Source organism: Microbacterium sp. H6 (assembly GCF_003314775.1).
GTDB lineage: Bacteria > Actinomycetota > Actinomycetes > Actinomycetales > Microbacteriaceae > Microbacterium > Microbacterium oxydans.
In genome coordinates this window covers 340-3,112 of sequence record NZ_QOAY01000267.1, presented here as the reverse complement: position 1 = coordinate 3,112, position 2,773 = coordinate 340, and the positions used below count along the sequence as shown (strand labels likewise).

Annotated in this window: 4 protein-coding genes; 1 reads left to right on the top strand and 3 read right to left on the bottom strand. The window is 70.0% G+C overall.

The window, feature by feature from the left end:
- The 3 genes from DSP71_RS24225 to DSP71_RS17650 all read right to left on the bottom strand — a co-directional run.
- The coding region (locus DSP71_RS24225) for a DnaJ domain-containing protein (RefSeq protein WP_181800764.1) at positions 1 to 121 on the bottom strand (121 nt) is incomplete at its 3' end.
- Between the two features lie 70 nt (positions 122 to 191).
- The gene (locus DSP71_RS17655; protein ID WP_113681717.1) at positions 192 to 845 is read right to left on the bottom strand and encodes a YigZ family protein; all 654 of its coding nucleotides are present in this window, start codon (positions 843 to 845) and stop codon (positions 192 to 194) included.
- Positions 846 to 875: 30 nt separating this feature from the next.
- The gene (locus DSP71_RS17650) at positions 876 to 1,862 is read right to left on the bottom strand and encodes an aldo/keto reductase (protein WP_113681716.1); all 987 of its coding nucleotides are present in this window, start codon (positions 1,860 to 1,862) and stop codon (positions 876 to 878) included.
- A 203-nt stretch (positions 1,863 to 2,065) separates the two neighbouring features.
- Between DSP71_RS17650 and DSP71_RS17645 the strand changes: the two genes are divergently transcribed.
- Positions 2,066 to 2,773, top strand: a 708-nt coding sequence (locus DSP71_RS17645) for an MMPL family transporter (RefSeq protein ID WP_258546527.1), incomplete at its 3' end; no start/stop codon positions are given.

Below are 2,773 nucleotides of genomic sequence, written 5' to 3'. Positions count from 1 at the left end.
CGGTGTCCGGATGCGTCTGGCGCAATCTCAGACGATAGGCACGGCGCAGCTCGACGTCATCGACGGTGGGGTCGACTTCGAGGATCTCGTAGGCCGAAGCCGAGAGCGGACTGTCGAACATCGCTCTCCCTCCGCGACCGCGGCATCCAGGATATCCGCCGCTCCTTGTGGGTTGGCCGATCCGACAAGCCTCAGGCGGGCACGTCGACGATGCGCTCCACCCCGAGGACAGGGGTGATCGAGCCGGCGGATGCCGCGGCCAGGTCATCGGCCAGGCGGGGGAGCTCTTCTTCGGGCGCCCACAGTTCGAGCGTGGCCATCGCCGCGTATGCCGGATCGCCGAGCGTCGCGCCGTGATGCGTCGCCCACTCGCGCAGCAGATTGTCGTAGCGCCCCGCCTCCGCGTGCGGAACCTCGAGCGTGACCTGTCGGAGGGCCGCTCGCCGCACGAGCGAGGCCAGATCGAGCGACTCGGACACGGCGGAGGAGTAGGCACGCACCAGACCGCCCGCGCCGAGTTTCACGCCGCCGAAGTAGCGGGTCACCACTGCGACCACATCGGTCAGGTCGCGCCGACGCAGCACTTCGAGCATCGGGATGCCCGCGGTCCCCGACGGCTCACCGTCATCAGAGGACCGCGCCTGATCGCCGAGCAGTCCGGTCACCATCGCGGTGCAGTTGTGGTTGGCGTCCCACGCCCGCTTGCGGATGCCGGCGATCACGGCCTCGGCCTGCTCGACAGAAGCCACGGGCTCGATGCGGGTCAGGAAGCGCGACTTGCGGATGACGATCTCGTGCTCGACAGCGGCCGCGATGGTCGCGGGGTAGCTGCGGGCCGAGGTCACCCGCCTCACGATACCGAGGCCGCACGTCGGTCAACGGTCGACGAACGCCATCTGCTGCGGGTTGTAGCGGTCGCCACTCACCCCGATGCGCGTCGCGAGGGTCGAGAGGTCGGCGACCTCGTCGGCCGAGAGCGCGACGGCCGTGCTCCCGGCGTTCTCCGCGATACGCGCGGTGCGCCGTGTGCCGGGGATCGGCACGATCCCTGGCTGCTGGGCGAGCAGCCAGGCCAGCGCGATCTGCCCGGGGGTGGCCTCCTTCGCCGCGGCCAGCTCGGCCACGTGCGCCACGAGCGCCTGGTTCGCCGCCCGGTTCTCGGCCGTGAACCGCGGGATCGTGGCGCGGATGTCCCCGGCGGCGAAGTCGGCCGCGGTGTCGACGGTGCCGGTCAGGAATCCCTTGCCGAGCGGGCTGAAGGGTACGAAACCGATGCCCAGTTCGGCGAGCACCGGCAGGATCTCGGCCTCGGGGTCACGGGTCCACAGCGAGTATTCGCTCTGCAGCGCGGTGACCGGGTGCACGGCGTGCGCGCGACGGATGGTGTCGGCCGAGGCCTCTGAGAGCCCGAAGTGGTGCACCTTGCCTTCCGCGATCAGCTCGCCGACGGTCCCGGCCACGTCCTCGATCGGCACCTCGGGGTCGACGCGGTGCTGGTAGAACAGATCGATCACATCGGTGCGCAGACTCCGCAGCGAGGCCTCGGCCACCCGCCGTATCTGCTCAGGGCGGCTGTTCAGCCCCACGCTCCTGCCGTCTACGATGTCCCACCCGAACTTGGTCGCGAGCACGACCCGGTCGCGGAGGGGTTCGAGAGCCTCGCCGACGAGCTCCTCGTTCACGTACGGGCCGTACACCTCGGCCGTATCGAAGAAGTCGACGCCGTGATCGAGTGCCGACCGCAGCACGGCGATCATGTCGTCGCGGCTGCCCGGGTTGGGTCCGTAGCTCTGCGACATGCCCATGCAGCCGAGGCCGACCGCCGAGACCTGCAGGCCCTGTCCGAGAGTGCGTGTGTGCATGGGGTGGTCCTTTCCTCGTGGTCGCAGACGGATCGGCGGCGCTGGATCCGACGTTACGCGCGGGCACGATCACGAGGGAGTCCCTGACAGAACCCCGCTGACCGGAACCCCCTTCCAGGTGTGGGCGGATCCATCGAACGGTGGAGAGGGGTGTCAGCCCCCTGTCCGATCCCCGCGACGGGGGCGGCGGCTGGACTGGATGCATGCTCCGCACCCTCCGTTCCCTTCCCCTGTGGCTCACCTCGCGGCGCGGCGGGTGGATCTCCCTGCTCGTCGCGCTCGTCGCGTTCACCGCTCTGCTCGGCGCGCTGGGTCGGGCATCGCTCCCCGCGGGAAACGATGTGGCTCCGCCGGACTCCGAATCCGCGCGGGCGGCCGTGCTCGCCGCGGGCTTCGATGATGCGGACGAGGGCACGGTGCTCCTGGTCGCGACCAGAGACGACGGTGCGCAGCTCGGCGATGCCGACCTCGACGCTCTCTCCGATCTCGCGGCGGACGTCCGAGCCGAGACCGGGCGCGAGCCGCACGGACCGATCGTCAGCGACGACGGAGAGGCCGCGGCGATCCAGGCGACGCTGACCCTGGAAGACGACGATGCCGCCGCGGACGCCGTGCGCGATCTGCGCGGCACCGTGACGCAGCATCCGATCGACGGGGTGAGCGTACAGGTCACAGGCGGACCGGCGTTCGGTGTGGACGTCGCCTCGGCGTTCGACGGAGCCGACTTCACGCTGTTGATGGTGACCCTCGGGATCGTGGCGCTGCTGCTCATCGTCACGTACCGCTCGCCTGTGCTGTGGATGGTCCCCCTGGTGGTGGTCGCGCTCGCCGATCAGCTGGCGAACAAGGCGACGGCGGCGATCGGGGCGGGTCTCGGACTGCAGTTCGACTCCGGCATCGTGAGTGTTCTC

What these genes read in the sequence shown, in the direction of transcription:
- DSP71_RS17650 (WP_113681716.1), bottom strand. Translation starts at nt 1,862, where the DNA reads ATGCACACACGCACTCTCGGACAGGGCCTGCAGGTCTCGGCGGTCGGC.